The 15,609-nt window shown below is 73.6% G+C and carries 13 protein-coding genes; 6 read left to right on the forward strand and 7 right to left on the reverse strand.

The features are described from left to right. The 6 genes from gap to E4P39_RS13750 all read left to right on the forward strand — a co-directional run bounded on the left by gap (position 1) and on the right by E4P39_RS13750 (position 5,737). On the forward strand, positions 1 to 1,005 hold the full coding sequence (gene gap / locus E4P39_RS13725) for a type I glyceraldehyde-3-phosphate dehydrogenase (protein ID WP_135137146.1): 1,005 nt from the start codon (positions 1 to 3) through the stop codon (positions 1,003 to 1,005). After that, the gene (locus E4P39_RS13730) at positions 1,005 to 2,210 is read left to right on the forward strand and encodes a phosphoglycerate kinase (protein ID WP_135137147.1); all 1,206 of its coding nucleotides are present in this window, start codon (positions 1,005 to 1,007) and stop codon (positions 2,208 to 2,210) included. The genes gap and E4P39_RS13730 overlap by 1 nt, the downstream gene beginning before the upstream one ends. Position 2,211: 1 nt before the next feature. Then, positions 2,212 to 3,039 carry a triose-phosphate isomerase gene (gene tpiA / locus E4P39_RS13735; protein WP_135137148.1) on the forward strand — a complete coding sequence of 276 codons (828 nt, stop codon included), beginning with the start codon at positions 2,212 to 2,214 and terminating at the stop codon, positions 3,037 to 3,039. Positions 3,040 to 3,091: 52 nt separating this feature from the next. Continuing rightward, complete coding sequence (locus tag E4P39_RS13740) at positions 3,092 to 4,873, forward strand: ABC transporter substrate-binding protein (protein ID WP_245159816.1); 1,782 nt, start codon at positions 3,092 to 3,094, stop codon at positions 4,871 to 4,873. 156 nt (positions 4,874 to 5,029) lie between these two features. Beyond that, complete coding sequence (gene secG / locus E4P39_RS13745) at positions 5,030 to 5,269, forward strand: preprotein translocase subunit SecG (protein WP_245159817.1); 240 nt, start codon at positions 5,030 to 5,032, stop codon at positions 5,267 to 5,269. A 126-nt stretch (positions 5,270 to 5,395) separates the two neighbouring features. Beyond that, a complete protein-coding gene (locus E4P39_RS13750) occupies positions 5,396 to 5,737 on the forward strand; it encodes an RNA polymerase-binding protein RbpA (RefSeq protein WP_135137150.1) in 342 nt (113 codons plus the stop codon). Positions 5,738 to 6,125: 388 nt separating this feature from the next. Here E4P39_RS13750 and E4P39_RS13755 read toward each other — a convergent pair whose 3' ends face one another. The 7 genes from E4P39_RS13755 to tkt form a co-directional block, all read right to left on the reverse strand. Then, positions 6,126 to 6,962, reverse strand: coding sequence for a PIG-L family deacetylase (locus E4P39_RS13755; protein ID WP_135137151.1), 837 nt, complete (start codon positions 6,960 to 6,962; stop codon positions 6,126 to 6,128). A gap of 61 nt (positions 6,963 to 7,023) precedes the next feature. Next, entirely contained in the window at positions 7,024 to 7,794 is a 771-nt protein-coding gene (pgl, locus tag E4P39_RS13760; protein WP_135137152.1) for a 6-phosphogluconolactonase, read from the reverse strand. Continuing rightward, entirely contained in the window at positions 7,791 to 8,837 is a 1,047-nt protein-coding gene (locus E4P39_RS13765) for a glucose-6-phosphate dehydrogenase assembly protein OpcA (RefSeq protein ID WP_135137153.1), read from the reverse strand. The genes pgl and E4P39_RS13765 overlap by 4 nt, the downstream gene beginning before the upstream one ends. A gap of 46 nt (positions 8,838 to 8,883) precedes the next feature. Beyond that, positions 8,884 to 10,401 carry a glucose-6-phosphate dehydrogenase gene (gene zwf, locus E4P39_RS13770; protein ID WP_135137154.1) on the reverse strand — a complete coding sequence of 506 codons (1,518 nt, stop codon included), beginning with the start codon at positions 10,399 to 10,401 and terminating at the stop codon, positions 8,884 to 8,886. Positions 10,402 to 10,507: 106 nt separating this feature from the next. Beyond that, the gene (locus E4P39_RS13775; protein WP_167761853.1) at positions 10,508 to 12,106 is read right to left on the reverse strand and encodes a glucose-6-phosphate isomerase; all 1,599 of its coding nucleotides are present in this window, start codon (positions 12,104 to 12,106) and stop codon (positions 10,508 to 10,510) included. A 73-nt stretch (positions 12,107 to 12,179) separates the two neighbouring features. Then, positions 12,180 to 13,280, reverse strand: coding sequence for a transaldolase (tal, locus tag E4P39_RS13780; RefSeq protein WP_135137156.1), 1,101 nt, complete (start codon positions 13,278 to 13,280; stop codon positions 12,180 to 12,182). A 43-nt stretch (positions 13,281 to 13,323) separates the two neighbouring features. Then, entirely contained in the window at positions 13,324 to 15,534 is a 2,211-nt protein-coding gene (gene tkt / locus E4P39_RS13785; protein ID WP_135137157.1) for a transketolase, read from the reverse strand. Positions 15,535 to 15,609: the final 75 nt, after the last annotated feature.

Genomic DNA, 15,609 nt, shown 5'->3' on the forward strand with positions numbered 1-15,609 from the left:
GTGACGGTTCGGGTGGGCATCAACGGCTTCGGGCGCATCGGGCGCAACTTCTGGCGGGCGGCGGCAGCCAGCGGCCAGGACATCGAGATCGTGGCGGTGAACGACCTCACCAGCCCCGAGGCGCTGGCCCACCTGCTCAAGTACGACAGCATCCTGGGCAAGCTGCCCCAGGACGTCGCCGCCGACGGTCAGGCCATCACGATCGGCGACTCGACGATGAAGGTCCTCTCCGAGCGCGACCCGGCTGCCCTGCCCTGGGCCGACCTCGGGGTGGACATCGTCGTCGAGTCGACCGGCTTCTTCACCAAGGCCCCCGACGCCCGCAAGCACATCGACGCCGGCGGGGCCAAGAAGGTCATCATCTCCGCGCCCGCGACCGGCGACGACATCACGATCGTCATGGGCGTCAACGACAACCTCTACGACGGCTCGCAGACGATCATCAGCAACGCGTCCTGCACCACGAACTGCCTGGCGCCGCTGGCCAAGGTGCTCCACGACGCCTTCGGCATCGAGCGCGGCCTCATGACCACGATCCACGCCTACACCGCCGACCAGAACCTGCAGGACGGTCCGCACTCCGACCTCCGCCGGGCCCGCGCCGCCGCCCTCAACATCGTGCCCACGGGCACCGGCGCGGCCAAGGCGATCGGCCTCGTCCTCCCCGAGCTCAAGGGCAAGCTCGACGGCTACGCCCTGCGCGTGCCGGTACCGACCGGCTCGGCCACCGACCTCACCGTCCAGCTGACCCGCGAGGCCTCGGCCGAGGAGATCGACGCGGCCTACCGCGAGGCCGCCGCCGGCCCGCTGGCGCCCTACCTGACCTACACCGACGCGCCGATCGTCTCCTCCGACATCGTCACCGACCCCTCGTCGTGCATCTACGACGCCAAGCTGACCAAGGTGTTCGGCCCCATGGCCAAGGTGCTCGGCTGGTACGACAACGAGTGGGGCTACTCCAACCGCCTGGTCGACCTGACGACGCTGGTCGGCAAGTCGCTCTGATGCGTGCTGTCGACGACCTCATCGCCGAGGGCGTCTCCGGCCGGCGCGTGCTGGTGCGCACCGACCTGAACGTCCCGCTGGACAAGGAGACCGGCGCGATCACCGACGACGGCCGGATCCGCGCCAGCCTGCCCACGCTGCAGGCCCTCCGCGACGCCGGCGCACGGGTGATCGTCGCCGCCCACCTGGGCCGTCCGAAGGGCGCCCCCGACCCGAAGTTCTCCCTCGCGCCGGTCGCGGCCCGGCTGGGCGAGCTGCTCGGGACGACGGTGCCGCTCGCGGCCGACGTCGCGGGCGACGACGCCCGGGCGAAGGCCGGCGCGCTGGCCGACGGCGACGTCCTGCTCCTGGAGAACGTCCGCTTCGAGGCGGCGGAGACGTCGAAGGACGACGCCGAGCGGGGCGAGCTCGCCGAACGGCTGGCCGCCCTCGCCGAGCTCTACGTCGACGACGCGTTCGGGGCCGTGCACCGGAAGCACGCCTCGGTCTACGACGTCGCCGCGCGGCTGCCGCACGCCGCCGGCCGGCTGGTGGCACGGGAGCTCGACGTGCTCACCCGGCTCACCACCGACCCGGACCGGCCCTACGTCGTCGTCCTCGGCGGCTCGAAGGTCAGCGACAAGCTGGCGGTCATCGAGGCGCTGCTGCCGAAGGTCGACCGGCTGCTCGTCGGCGGCGGCATGTGCTTCACGTTCCTCGCCGCCCAGGGCCACGGTGTCGGCGGATCCCTGCTGGAGGCCGACCAGGTGGACACCTGCCGCCGGCTGCTGGCCGAGGCCGGGGACCGCATCGTGCTGCCGGTCGACATCGTGGCCGCGACGGCGTTCAGCGCCGAGGCGGAGACCCGCGTCGTCCCGGTGGAGGAGATCCCGGACGGGCTCATGGGCCTCGATGTCGGGCCCCGCACGGTCGAGGTCTTCGGCTCGGCGCTCGGCAACGCCCGGACCGTTTTCTGGAACGGCCCGATGGGCGTCTTCGAACTGGCCCCCTTCCAGGCGGGCACCCGCGGGGTCGCCTCGGCGGTCGCCGCGGTCGACGGGCTCTCCGTCGTCGGGGGCGGGGACTCCGCGGCCGCCGTCCGCCAGCTGGGCCTCGACGAGGAGGCCTACGGCCACATCAGCACCGGCGGCGGCGCGTCGCTGGAGTACCTCGAGGGCCGGGAGCTCCCGGGCCTCGCGGTGCTCGCCGATCGATCGGGGACCTGAGATGGCACGCAAGGACCGGACGCGCGCTCCCCGCGAGGGCCGGCGGCCGCTGATCGCGGGCAACTGGAAGCTGCAGATGACCCACCTGGAGGCCATCGGGCTGGTCCAGAAGGTGGCCTTCTCCCTGAACGAGGCCCAGCTGGACGCGGCGGAGGTGGTCGTGCTGCCGCCGTTCACGGCGCTGCGCAGCGTGCAGACCCTGGTGACCGGCGACAAGCTCGCGATCGGCTTCGGCGCGCAGGACCTCTCGGCCCACGACGCCGGCGCGTACACCGGTGAGGTCAGCGGCGGCATGCTCGCCGCCCTGGCCTGCTCCTACGTGGTCGTCGGCCACTCCGAGCGACGGGCGATGCACGCCGAGGACGACGCCGTCGTCGCGGCCAAGGTGCAGGCCGCGCTGCGGCACGGCCTGGTCCCCATCCTCTGCGTGGGGGAGGGGCTGGAGATCCGGCAGGCCGGGCAGCACGTACCGCACACCACGGCTCAGCTCGACGCCGCCCTCGAGGGCGTGACCGCCGAGCAGCTGGCCGCGGGCGACGGCGGTGGCGTCGTGATCGCCTACGAGCCGGTCTGGGCGATCGGCACGGGCGAGGTCGCGACCCCCGAGGACGCGCAGGAGGTCTGTGGGGCACTGCGCTCGCGGCTCGCCGAGCGGTTCGGCCCGGATACGGCCGCCGTCGTCCGTATCCTCTATGGCGGGTCGGTGAAGGCCGCGAACACGGCCGGGATCCTGGCCGGGCCGGATGTCGACGGTGCTCTCGTGGGCGGTGCCAGCCTGGACGCCGACGAGTTCGCGCAGATCTGTCGGACCGCCGCCGACGGCAGCTGAACTCCCGCTGACCGCCGCCGGCCGAGCACGGGTGGGGGCGGAGCAGCAGGCAGTGGCAACCAGTTCTGAGCGGTCGACGAGCCGGGGCCCGGCATGGGCCCGCGGCTGGTCCCGTCGCCGGATCGTCGCCGTCGCGGCCGTCGTCGTGCTGGTGGTCGTCCTCGCGGTCAGCTTCGGGGGCGGTGCCGGTGGGCGGGCCGACGTGCCCGTCCTGGCCGACGGCGCGGACGTCGGCGTGACCGGGGTGCGGTCGCCGTCGGAGCGGGCCGGCGGCACCCTGCGGGTGGCGGCGCCCGTCATCGACAGCCTCGATCCGCAGCGGTCCTACACGCCCGGCGTGTGGAACCTGATGCGGCTCTACGCCCGCACGCTGGTCACCTACTCCTCCGAACCCGGGGCGACCGACCAGCTCGTCCCCGACCTGGCGACCGACCTCGGCACACCGTCGGACGACGGCCTGAGCTGGACCTTCACCCTCCGCGAGGGGGTGCGCTTCCACACCGGCCGGCCCATCACCTCTCGCGACGTCAAGTACGGGATCGAGCGGACCTTCGCCTCCGACGTGATCGTCGGCGGCCCGACCTACGTCGTGGACCTGCTCGACGACCCGGCCAACCAGTACGCCGGCCCGTACCAGGACGAGGCGGCGGACCGGCTCGGCCTTGCCTCGGTCGAGACCCCCGACGACGCCACGATCATCTTCCGGCTCCGCGCTCCGCAGTCGGACTTCCCCTTCGTCCTGGCGCTGCCCTCGAGCAGCCCGGTGCCCATCGAGTCCGACACCGGCGAGGCGTACGGGAACGCCCCCATCTCCTCCGGCCCGTACGTCATCACGTCGATCGACGCGGCGACCGGCATCCTCCTGGAGCGCAACGACCAGTGGGACCCGGCCACCGACGGCGTGCGGACCGCCCTGCCCGACCGCGTCGTCGTCCGCACCGGGATGTCGGGTCTCGAGCGGGACCAGGCGGTGCTCGCCGGTTCCGCCGACATCGACCTCTCCGGGACGGGAGTACAGCCGGCAACGACGTCCCGGCTGGCGATCGAGGACGACAACCCGCTGCGCGAGCGCGCCGACGACCTGACCACCGGGGCGATCCGGATGCTGGCGCTGCCCACCGACGTGGCCCCGATGGACAACCCGGCCTGCCGGACGGCGGTCGCGGCCGCGGTCGACCGGCACGCGGTGCAGGAGGAGCTCAGCCGCCAGGGCAACGCGGTGCGCAGCTCACGGCTGTGGCCACGGGCTCTCGGCGACGGGCCCGAGGAGAGCGACCCGCGGCCGGACCAGGCTGCCGCCCGCGCCGCGCTCGCTGACTGCGGGCAGCCGGAGGGCTTCGACACCGTGCTCGCCGTGCTGGACAGCCAGCTCAGCGTCAAGGTGGCCGAGGAGGTGGCGGGCCAGCTCGCCGAGGTGGGCATCCGGGCGGAGGTCCGACCGCTGGACGGCTCCACCTTCTACGCCACGGACGTCGGGAATCCCGACAACGTGGCGGCCAACGGCTACGGCATCATCCTCACGACCTGGACGGCGGACTTCCCGACGCCGGGGTCGTTCCTGGCGCCGCTCGTCGACGGACGGACCATCAGCTCTGCCGGGAACACCAACTACGCCCGGTTGAACGACCCGGGGATCAACTCGCTGGTGGACTCCGCCCGCGCCACCGGTGAGGACGCCGCCTGGCGCGAGGTGGCCGTGACGGTCGGCTCGGCGAGCGTGTACGTGCCGCTCGCGGAGACCCGTGTGCAGCTGGTCAGCGGGCAGCGCCTGCGCAACGGCCTGGTGATGCGGCCCTACATCGGGTACGACCTCGCCACGGCCGGCGTGCGCTGAGCGCCGCGAGCCACGCGTAGCGCGGGTTGCACGGTGGACGTCGGTTAGGCTCGTAGTCCAGAGCCCGGCGTCCGTCGCCGGCCGCCGGGCATCCCGGTCCGCCCCGCGGGGCGGAGTCCACGAACCGAAACCCGCTGCCGCGGGGCAGGAGAGGTCATGATCGAGCTGGTCCTGAACGTGCTGCTGGTCATCAGCAGCGCGCTACTCATCGTGCTGATCCTGCTGCACCGTGGCAAGGGTGGGGGCCTGTCCTCGATGTTCGGTGGCGCCGCCTCCTCGTCGCTGTCCGGTTCCTCCGTGGTCGAGAAGAACCTCAACCGGCTGACGGTGCTCATCGCCTTCATCTGGACGATCTGCATCATCGGGCTGGGCATCCTGCTCAAGGCGACCACCTGACCGGCTCCCTGAGCGACCGCTCGAACCCGCGCGAAATCGTGACCGGAGATCGCACCTCCAGGCCCTAGACTGCCCGCGCGGCGGTGATCTGCCGCACGACCCGGACCGCTGATTCAAGGGGCGCTCGTGGCAGGTGGCAACGCGATCCGGGGGACCCGGGTCGGAGCAGGTCCGATGGGTGAGGCAGAACGCGGTGAGGCCGCACCACGGAACCGGATCCCCTTCTGGTGCGCGAACCTGCACGAGACGCGGGTGGCGTTCGCCTCCGAGGCCGACGTCCCGGAGCTGTGGGACTGCCCCCGGTGCGGGCTGCCCGCGGGGCAGGACCAGCAGAATCCGCCCGCGGCGCCGCGTACCGAGCCCTACAAGACCCACCTGGCGTACGTGCGTGAACGGCGCAGCGACGCCGACGGCGACGCGCTTCTCGAGGAGGCCCTCACCCGGCTGCACCGGCGGCGCGGCGTCTGATCCCGGGCGGGGTTCCTCGCGACCTCAGTCGCCCGCGCGCTCCTGGGGTGCGTGCGAGTGCCAGCACGCGGTGGTGAGGTCCCAGTACTCCGTCCGGGGGCGGGCCCCGTCGGCCGACCGCCACGGCTCCGGCCAGGGGAACGCTGCCTGCGTGCGCGCCGGCCCGGCGGGCGCAGCGGCGGCGTCCGTCCCGGCAGCGCGAGGGCGAGGGATCGGCGGGCTGCTGACCGCAGGGGGGGCGTCGGAAGCGCTCATCGGAGGTCTCCTGACCGGGTCGTCGGGACGGCTGGTGGAGCTGCCGGACGGACGGATGGTCGACCGTTCCGCTCCGGAGGAGTGCGCAGGCCGCGATACGGATGCGGACGGACGGACGTGCCCCGGCTGGTCCTCACGTCGCGTGCCCGTCCGCGCGACCCCCGGTGAGCAGCGCCGACCCGGGGGCGACGCGCACCAGGTGGTCGGCGGTCAGGAAGGCCCGGCGCAGTTCGTCGCTGAGGCCGTCGAAGGGTGAGGCCTGCGAGCGGTGCTCCGCCATCGCCGCCTCCCTCAGCGCCAGCACGCCGCTGCCGTCCACCACGTCGGTGATGTCCTCGTCGGCCCGGCCCAGGTCGGCAGGGTCGAGGGAGTGGTAGGCCGTGCCGGGCCGCAGCGAGCGCATCTCGTCCAGCCAGCGGCGCATCAGGGCGTTGGGCAGGCAGTGCTCGTAGAGCTGCGGGGTCCCCTCCGCCGCCCCGTCCCCGGTCGGGGCGGCGGCCAGGGCCGCGTGCACGGCGGCCCGGACATGGCGGTGGTCCCGGTGTCCGTCGCTGCCGTCGAGGACCACCACGACCGCGGGGCGCAGGTCCGTGATCAGCCGCTCCAGCACCCCGGCCACGGCGTCCAGGGGTGCCGCGCACAGGGAGCCCGGCGGCGGTGCGCCGTCGAAGCCCGAGTCGCGGTAGCCCAGCAGCTCGACGCGGGTGACGCCGAGCAGCGCGGCGGCCCGGTGCAGCTCCGCCTCCCGGACGGCCCCGAGGTCCCCCGTCGAACCGGGCGTCGGTTCGCCGGCCTCGCCCCGGGTCGCGCAGGCGACGGTGACCTCGGCGCCCAGCGAGGTGGCCCGCGCGATCACCGAACCGCAGCCGAAGGTCTCGTCGTCGGGATGGGCGACGGCGACCAGCCACCGGTCGCCGGGCCGGACGTCGCGCAGGAGGTCGCGCTCGCCGGCGCGGAGGTTCTGGGTCACGGCGTCATCGTGGGCGCCCGTCCTTGCGGCGGACTTGCGAACGACTAGCAGCGGCGCCCGGTCAGGGCGGCGGCACCGGCAGCCGGCCCGCCCCGGCGGCGTCGAGCAGCCACCGCGTGGCCCGCCGGCCGTGCACCCCGGCGGCGGGGAGCTCCACCGGGTCCGCGCCCGCCACGGCGCGCGCGACCGCGGGTGCCTTCTCCGCCCCCGCGACCACCAGCCACACCTCCTCGGCCGTGTTGATGGCCGGGAACCCGAGGCTCACCCGGGTCGGGGGTGGCTTCGGGCAGTTCCGGACGGAGAACACCGGTCGCTCGTCGTGCGCGGCGGGCGACGCCGGGAAGATCGAGGCGGTGTGCCCCTCCGCGCCGATGCCCAGGAGCAGCACGTCGAAGCGGGGGAGGTCGCTGCCCGGTGCGGCCGCGGCGCCGAGTTGGTCCGCGTACCAGGCGGCGGCCTCCTCGGGCGTGGCGAACCCGCCGTCCGACGGGGGCATGGGGTGCACGCGCGCGGCCGGGACCCCGACCACGTCGAGCAGCGCCCGTCGGGCGGCCTTCTCGTTGCGGTCGTCGGAGTCGGCGGGCACGAAACGCTCGTCCCCCCACCACACGTCCACCGCCGTCCAGTCGACGCCCGCACCGTCCGATCCGGTCGCGAGAGCGGCGACCTGCTCGAGGACGGCGGTCCCGACACCCCCGCCGGTGAGCACGACCGAGGCGCTGCCGTGGGCCGCCTGGGCCGCGGCCAGCTGCGCGACGAGCTCCGCGGCGACGGTCCGGGCGAGCGAGTCGGCGTCCGGCTCCACCACGACGTCGGGCGCGGGACGGGTCACGAGTCCTTGCCCCCCTTGGCCGCCCGCTTCCTCGGGCGGGCGCCGTTGTCCTCCTCGGCCGGGTCGAACCACTGGTGCTCCCGCTCCGGCGAGCGCTTGGCCAGCCCGGTCACGCCGGTCGTGACCTCCAGCGCCTCCTGGTACGGCTCGTCGCAGTCCAGCCGGCGCAGTTCCTCGCTGAGCAGGTCGCCGAGCGCGCGGTCGGGGAGCGCGACGGTCGCGTCAGGGCGGAACGGCTGCGAGATCGTGGCGCCACCGCGCCGGTCGGCCTGGATCCGGACCTCCTCCTTCTGGTCCAGCTGGAGGACGACGGAATCCACCCCGCTGGCCCCCGGGACACGTCCACCCGCCTCCACGGCGATCGGCCGCCCGGTCCGCGACGACAGCCAGCCGCCCAGCAACTGGGCGCTCGCGTTCGCCGGATCGCCCTCGATGAGCCCGCCGGTGATCTCCACGGGTTCGCCCCGGCGGCCGGCGACCGCGTCGACGGTGGAGGCCAGGATCGCCCGCCACGACGTGCAGCGGGTCCAGGCCAGGTCGGTGTCCCCGGGGGCGAAGTCCGTCGCGCGGGTGCGCAGTGCGGCGAGGGAGTCCTCGGGGATCGAGCTGTCCGTGATCCGCCGGTCGGCGAACACGGCCAGCGCGTCGGTCGCCAGCTTGTCCGGGGGAGCGGCGTGCCACCAGGCCACGACCGGGGCGTCGGCGGCGAGCAGCGGCAGGACGACGGATTCCGCGTGCAGCCCGAGCCGGCCGTACATCCGCATGACCACAGCCTCGCCCGGACCGAGCCGGCCGCCGATCAGCACCTCGGCGTCCAGCCGGGGCGCGGGCGCGTCGATCTGCCGGCGCACGACGACGAGGATGCGGCACGGGTGGGACTCGGCGGCCTGTGTCGCGGCCTCCTCGGCCTCGCCGACCCGGGCCTCGTCGGCGACGACCACCAGCGTCAGCGCCACACCGGAGAGCACCGCGCCGCCGGTGCGCCGCTGGGCCGCCAGCTCCTTCACCACGGCCGAGCCGGTGGTGTCCCAGAGGGTGGTCATGGGGTGTCCTCTGCTCGGATGCGGGTCGGGGTGGCGGTGGGGCCGGTCACGGTCGCCGCCACCGGCGGCCCTCGGCGGCCAGCATCTCGTCGGCGGCGCGCGGCCCCCACTCACCGGCCCGGTAGGGCTGCGGCGTCGTCCCCTCCCAGAACTCCTCCAGCGGGTCGATCACCACCCACGAGGCCTCGACCTCGGCGTTCCGCGGGAAGAGCGTGGCGTCGCCGAGGAGGACGTCGAGCAGCAGCCGCTCGTAGGCCTCGGGGCTGGTCTCGGTGAACTGCTCGCCGTAGAGGAAGTCCATCGACACATCGCGGACCTCCATCACGCTGCCCGGGACCTTCGACCCGAACTTGAGCGTGACCCCCTCGTCGGGCTGTACCCGGATCACCAACTGGTTGTTGCCCAGTTCCTCGGTGTCGGTGTCGGCGAAGGGCAGGTGCGGAGCCCGCTTGAACACCAGGGCGATCTCGGTGACCCGGCGGGGCAGCCGCTTGCCGGTCCGCAGGTAGAAGGGCACGCCCGCCCAGCGGCGGGTCTCCACCCCGAGCCGGACCGCGGCGAAGGTCTCGGTCGTGGAGTCGTCGGCGACGCCGTCCTCCTGCCGGTAGCCGTTGGCCCGCTGGCCGGCCAGCCAGCCCGGCTCGTACTGGCCGCGGACGGCGAACGTCTCCTTGTCCTCGGGCACGGAGATCGCGCGGAGGACCTTGAGCTTCTCGGTGCGGATCTCCTCGGCGGAGAACTCGACCGGCTCCTCCATGGCGGTCAGCGCCAGCAGCTGGAGCAGGTGGTTCTGCAGCACGTCGCGGGCCGCGCCGGTCTTCTCGTAGAACGCCGCCCGCCCGCCGATGCCGACGTCCTCGGCCATGGTGATCTGCACCGAGTCGACGTGGTGGCCGTTCCAGATGGGCTCGAAGAGCGTGTTCGCGAAGCGCAGGGCCAGCAGGTTCTGGACCGTCTCCTTGCCGAGGTAGTGGTCGATCCGGAAGACGTCGTCGGCGCCGAAGACGGAGTCGACCAGCTCGTTCAGCTCCCGGCTGGAGGCCAGGTCCTCCCCGAAGGGCTTCTCGACCACGACCCGGCGCCACCGGTCGGGGGTGCTCTCGGCCATCCCCGTGCGCTGCATCTGCTTGAGGACGACGGGGAACAGCGACGGCGGGATGGAGAGGTAGAACGCCGCGTTGCCGCCGATCCCGTGGCTGCTCTCCAGTTGCCCGAGGGTGTCGGCGAGGGAGTCGAAGGCGTCGTCGTCGTCGAAGGCGCCCTGCACGAACGTGATGTCGGCGGCCAGCTGCTCCCACACGTCCTCGCGCCAGGGGGTGCGGGCGTGCTTCTGTGCGGCCGTGCGGGACAGCTCGGCGAAGTCCTGGTCCTCCCAGTCGCGCCGGGCGAAGCCCAGCAGCGCGAAGTTGGTCGGCAGGAGGCCGCGGTTCGCGAGGTCGTAGACGGCCGGCAGCAGCTTCTTGCTGGCCAGGTCGCCGGTGATGCCGAAGACGACGAGAGCACACGGCGCGGGCACCCGGGGCAGCCGTCGGTCCCGCGGATCGCGCAGCGGGTTGGAGATCATGGTCCGTCCTCGAGGTCGGAGAGAGTCCGCCGTCCGGCCCGGGTGCGGGGCCGGACGGCGGGACTGATCATGACGCGGTTCGTGCGGTTCGGGCCCGGTCGCGGGGTCAGGCCAGCGCCGCCAGCAGCTGCTCGAGGCCGGCGGAGCGGTCGGTCAGGTGCAGGTGCAGCAGCGGCCGGCCCCGGTCGGCGAGTGCCTTCCGGTCCCCGGCGGCCTGGGCGGCCTGCAGGGTGCCGAACGTGTAGGCCTGGTCGGGCACCTGCAGGTCCGTCGCCACGGCGCCGGTGACCTGCAGGAACGCGCCGGTCTGGGGGCCGCCCTTGTGGTACTGGCCGGTCGAGTGCAGGAAGCGGGGGGCCCAGCCGAAGGTGACGGCCTGCTCGGTGCGGCGGGCCAGCGCGGCGCGCAGCGCGTGGGCGTCGGCGTCCCGCTCGCGGTCGAGATAGGCCATCAGCGCGAGGTAGCCCCGCGGCGGGATCGCCGCCAGCAGCGCGTCGAGGGCCAGCCGGACGCCGTCGACGCGGGACAGGTCGACCCCGTCGAGGACGCCACCGCTCCCGCGGATCTCGATCGCACCCTGGACGGCGGCCGGCCGCTCGTCCGGCAGGCCCTCGCCGAGGATGCGGGAGGTGTTCTCCTTGCTCTCGGTGACGTTCGGCTGGTCGAAGGGGTTGATGCCGAGCATGCGGCCGGCCACCGCGGTGGCGTACTCCCAGGCCAGGAACTGCGCGCCCAGGGGACCGGTCGCACCGAGCGACGGGCCGGGGGACGGCGCCGGGCCGCCCACGACCGCGAGCACCGCGTCGGCCGCGGTCGCGCCCGGGGCGTCGACCGACTCCACGACGACGGGCAGGATCCCGACGCCCTGCTTGCCCGTGGACTCGGCGATGAGCTGCTCGGCCCAGTCCCCGAAGCCGGTGATCGCGGAGTCGCCGTCCGCGAGCGTGAGCTTGTCCCGGCCCGCCTGCGCGGCGGCGCCCATCGCGAGCCCCAGCTCCAGCGCCGGGTTGTCGGGGGAGTTCAGGTGCTCGGCCAGCTCCTCGGCCTCGTCGAGGAGCGCGCCCACGTCCGCGCCGGCCAGCGCCGACGGCACCAGGCCGAACGCCGAGAGGGCGCTGTAGCGACCGCCGACCGTGGGGTCGGCCAGGAAGACGGCGCGGGCGCCCATCGCCGCGGCGGTCTCCGACAGCGGGGACCCGGGATCCGTGACGACGACGAAGCGCGCCCCGGCCTCCTTCTCGTCGAGCCCCGCGTCCGCGAAGGCGGCGAGGAAGGCGCGGCGCTGGCTCTCGGTCTCCACCGTGCCGCCCGACTTGGAGCTGACGACGACGACCGTCCGCCCGAGCTCGGTCATCGCCGCGCTCACCTGCCCGGGGTCGGTGGTGTCGAGGACCACCAGGGGCACCCCTGCCGTCCGGCAGATGACCTCCGGAGCCAGCGACGAGCCGCCCATGCCGCAGAGGACGATCCGGTCCAGTCCCTCGGCGGCCAGCTCGGCCCGCAGCTCCGCCAGGCGGCCGACCAACTCCCGGGAGCTCGCGGGCAGGTCCAGCCACCCCAGCCGCACCGCGGCCTCGTCCTCGGCCTCGGGGCCCCACAGCGTCGCGTCCTTGCGGAGCAGCCGGGCCGCGACGTCGTCCGCGCCGAGCTCGCTGCGGGCGGCGTCGGGGATCTCCAGGCCGGCGCTGGTGACCGAGAGGCTCACTGGTCCTCCTCGCCGGCGCTCGCCGGCCGCGTGCGCGGGGCCGCCCTGCCCATCCGTGAACGCGCAGGCTCGTTCACTTCTTGGCCTCCAGCTCGGTGCGCACCGACTCGGTGAGCTCGTCCCACGAGTCCACGAACTTCTGCACGCCCTCGTCCTCGAGGACGCGGAAGACGTCGTCGAGGTCCACCCCGGCATCGGCGACCGCCTGCATGACCGCGGCGGCGTCGTCGTAGGACTTCTGCACGGGCGTGCCGGCCTCGCCGTGGTCCGCGTAGGCGTTCATCGTCTTCTCGGGCATCGTGTTGACGGTGCCGGGGGCGATGAGCTCGCTGATGTACATCGTGTCGGAGTACTCGGGGTTCTTGACGCCCGTCGACGCCCACAGCGGCCGCTGCGGCACGGCGCCCTTCGCCTCCAGGGCCCGCCACCGGTCGGAGGAGAAGACCTCCTCGTAGGCCTGGTAGGCCAGCTGGGCGTTGGCGATCCCGGCCTTGCCCTTCAGGGACGGGTCGGCACCGGCCTTGTCCAGCCGCTTGTCGATCTCGGTGTCCACGCGGGAGACGAAGAACGACGCCACCGAGGCGATGCCCTCCAGCGAGCCGCCGTCGGCCACCCGCTTCTCCAGGCCGGAGAGGTACGCGTCCATGACCGCGCGGTACCGCTCGAGGCTGAAGATCAAGGTGACGTTGACACTGATGCCCTTGGCGATGGTGTCGCTGATCGCCGGCAGGCCGGCCTCGGTCGCCGGGATCTTGATGTAGAGGTTGGGCCGGTCCACCAGCCACCACAGGTGCTCGGCCTCGGCCTCGGTGGCCTCTGTCTCGTGCGCCAGGCCCGGCGCCACCTCGAGGGAGACCCGGCCGTCACCCGGCTGCCGCTCGTGCACCGGCCGCAGCAGGTCGCAGGCGTCGCGGACGTCGGTGGCGGTGACGGTGCGCAGCGCCTCCTCGACGCTGACCTCCCGGATCGCCAGGGCGTGCAGCTGGTGGTCGTAGGACTCCGAGCCGTGGATCGCCGCGGCGAAGATCGTCGGGTTGGTGGTGACGCCGACGACGCCGGACTCGTCCACCAGCGACTGCAGGTTCCCGCTGCGGATGCGGTCACGCGACAGGTCGTCGAGCCAGACGGCGACCCCGGCGGCGGACAGCTCGGCCAGCTTCTCGTTCTGTGCCATGGCAAGTGCCTCTCAGGCTGGGTGGATCGGGACGACGACCGCGTCAGCGGTCGCCGGTGGGACTGTCGAGCCCCCCGTGGGACGCTCCCGGACCGGCCGGGACCGCCGCGTCGGACGCGGCGGCCTCCAGGCTCTCGCGGGCGGCGCCGACGACGGCGTCCGCCGTGAGGCCGAACTCCTCGTAGAGCACCGTGTAGGCGGCGCTGGCGCCGTAGTGGTTGAGGCCGACGATGCGCCCGGCGTCACCGACGAACTCGCGCCAGCCCATCGGGACCGCGGCCTCGACGCTCACCCGGGCGCGCACGGACGGCGGCAGCACCTCGTTGCGGTAGCTCTCGTCCTGGTCGGCGAACCACTCGACGCAGGGCAGCGACACCACGCGCGTCGGGACGCCGTCGGCCTCCAGTGACTCCCGGGCGGCGACGGCGATCTGCACCTCGGACCCGGTGCCCATGAGGATCACCTGGGGGGTGCCCGACGAGGCCTCCGCGAGCACGTAGCCACCGCGGGCGACGCCCTCGGCGGAGGCGAACTCGCCGCGGTCGAAGACCGGCAGGTTCTGCCGGGACAGGATGATCCCGGCCGGCCGGTCGTTGTGCTCCAGGATCGTCCGCCACGCGACGGCGACCTCGTTGGCGTCGGCCGGCCGGACGACGTCCAGACCCGGGATGGCCCGCAGCGCGGCGAGGTGCTCGATCGGCTGGTGGGTCGGCCCGTCCTCACCGAGACCGATGGAGTCGTGGGTCCACACGTAGGTGACCGGCAGCTGCATGATCGCCGCCAGCCGGACGGCGCCGCGCATGTAGTCGGAGAACGTGAGGAAGGTGCCGCCGTAGACGCGGGTGCCGCCGTGCAGCGCGATCCCGTTCATGATCGAGCCCATCGCGTGCTCGCGGACCCCGAAGTGCAGCGTGCGGCCGTAGGGACCGCCGGACCACATCTTCGTCTGCCGGTTCGCCGGCAGGAACGACGGTTCGCCCTTCACGGCTGTGTTGTTGCTCTCCGCCAGGTCGGCCGACCCACCCCAGAGCTCCGGCAGCGCCGGGTAGATGGCGGCGAGGACCTCGCCGGACGCCTTGCGCGTGGCGACGCCCTTGGGGTCGGCGTCCCAGCTGGGCAGCGTCTCCGCCCAGCCCTCGGGCAGCGTGCGGGTCGTCATGCGCTCCAGCAGTGCCGCGGCGTCCGCCTTGCCCTGCTGCCAGGCGTCGAAGCGGTCCTGCCAGGCCGCGTGCTCCTTCTGGCCGCGCGCCACGACCTTCCGGGCGTGCTCGATGACCTCGGGGGCGACGTCGAAGGTCTTCTCGGGGTCCAGGCCGAGGATCTCCTTGGTGGCCCTGACCTCGTCGTCGCCCAGCGCCGAGCCGTGGGCCGCGCCGGTGTTCTGCTTGTTCGGGGCCGGCCAGGCGATGATCGTCTTGAGCTGGATGAACGACGGGCGACCCGTCTCCGCCTTGGCCGCCGCGAACGCCGCGTCCAGGGCGGCGAGGTCCTCGCCGTCGTCGACCCGCTGCACGTGCCAGCCGTAGGCCTCGTACCGCTTGCCGACGTCCTCGGTGAAGGCGACGTTCGTGTCGTCCTCGATCGAGATCTTGTTGTCGTCGTAGACGAGGACCAGGTTGCCGAGCTGCTGCGTGCCGGCCAGCGACGACGCCTCGCCGCTGACGCCCTCCTCCAGGTCGCCGTCGGAGGCGAAGACCCAGATGGTGTGGTCGAAGAGGCTCTCACCCTCCGGCGCGTCCGGGTCGAGCAGACCGCGCTCCCGGCGGGCGGCCATCGCCATGCCCACCGCGTTGCCGACGCCCTGGCCCAGGGGACCGGTCGTCGTCTCCACGCCGGGGGTGTGGTTGACCTCGGGGTGGCCCGGGGTCTGCGAGCCCCAGGTGCGCAGCGCCTTGAGGTCGTCGAGCTCCATGCCGTAGCCCGACAGGTACAGCTGGACGTAGAGCGTGAGGCTCGAGTGCCCCATCGACAGCACGAACCGGTCGCGGCCGACCCAGTTCGTGTCGCTGGGGTCGTGCCGGAGCCACTTCTGGAAGAGCAGGTAGGCGGTGGGCGCCATGCTCATCGCCGTCCCCGGGTGGCCGTTGCCCACCTTCTGGACGGCGTCCATCGCGAGCACCCGGGCGACGTCGATCGCCCGGCGGTCGAGGTCGCCGAAGCCCTCGGGGAGGGTCGGGTTCGGCTGGGCCGGGCTGCCGGTGGGCGCGTCGCTCGCGGCCTCTGCCGGGGCCTCGGGCTGGGTGCTCTGCGTCATGTGCTGGTGCTCCTCAGAAGTAGGCCCTGCGTCGTGCGGCTGAGCGGTCGGCCCGGACCGGCGCCGGCCCGAGGG

This window comes from Blastococcus sp. CT_GayMR19 (assembly GCF_004570385.1).
Classification (GTDB): Bacteria; Actinomycetota; Actinomycetes; order Mycobacteriales; family Geodermatophilaceae; genus Blastococcus_B.

Bases quoted from the DNA above. Each gene is read 5' to 3' on its own strand.
- zwf (WP_135137154.1), bottom strand. From the start codon at position 10,401: ATGATCTCCAACCCGCTGCGCGATCCGCGGGACCGACGGCTGCCCCGG.
- tpiA (WP_135137148.1), top strand. From the start codon at position 2,212: ATGGCACGCAAGGACCGGACGCGCGCTCCCCGCGAGGGCCGGCGGCCG.
- E4P39_RS13730 (WP_135137147.1), top strand. From the start codon at position 1,005: ATGCGTGCTGTCGACGACCTCATCGCCGAGGGCGTCTCCGGCCGGCGC.
- E4P39_RS13765 (WP_135137153.1), bottom strand. From the start codon at position 8,837: ATGACCACCCTCTGGGACACCACCGGCTCGGCCGTGGTGAAGGAGCTG.
- tal (WP_135137156.1), bottom strand. From the start codon at position 13,280: ATGGCACAGAACGAGAAGCTGGCCGAGCTGTCCGCCGCCGGGGTCGCC.
- tkt (WP_135137157.1), bottom strand. From the start codon at position 15,534: ATGACGCAGAGCACCCAGCCCGAGGCCCCGGCAGAGGCCGCGAGCGAC.
- secG (WP_245159817.1), top strand. From the start codon at position 5,030: ATGATCGAGCTGGTCCTGAACGTGCTGCTGGTCATCAGCAGCGCGCTA.